Genomic DNA, 410 nt, shown 5'->3' with positions numbered 1-410 from the left:
TGATCAAATCAGCTTGAAGATCAACGACACCATATGTAGCTAGCCGTTAGCTTCTAACGGGCATACCTAGTCCTATGACTTTGTTAATCGCTTTGACATTCGCCATGATTTCGCCCACTTGAGCGTTGTAACATCTCAAGCTCAATTTATCGCTTGTTAGTCCTTTATATCGGGACATAGCAGTCTCAGATATTGAACGATAGTGATAACCAGACTCTGTTTTCCATTCCGATATTGTTCCATCTCTCAGAGCCATTACCGCTTTGTTTCTGGGATGACCGTCTTCCCAAAGAGCTGCATTCTTTCGAGGCGGTATTAACGGAGTACAGCCTTTATTTTTCAGAGTCTCGTGGCAATTTTTTGTGTCATATGCTCCATCGGCGGATACGGCAGCGACCTTTCTACGTAGT

The 410-nt window shown here is 43.9% G+C and carries 1 protein-coding gene; it reads right to left on the bottom strand.

Annotation, left to right across the window (positions count from 1 at the left end):
- Positions 1-46 precede the first annotated feature (46 nt).
- On the bottom strand, positions 47-410 hold a 364-nt coding region (locus tag AB4209_RS21765; protein ID WP_372057338.1), incomplete at its 5' end, for a transposase.

The organism is Vibrio sp. 10N.286.48.C11, assembly GCF_041469805.1.
Lineage (GTDB): Bacteria > Pseudomonadota > Gammaproteobacteria > Enterobacterales > Vibrionaceae > Vibrio > Vibrio crassostreae_C.
Note: the sequence above shows the minus strand (reverse complement) of the source record. Positions and strands in the feature narration are given on the sequence as shown.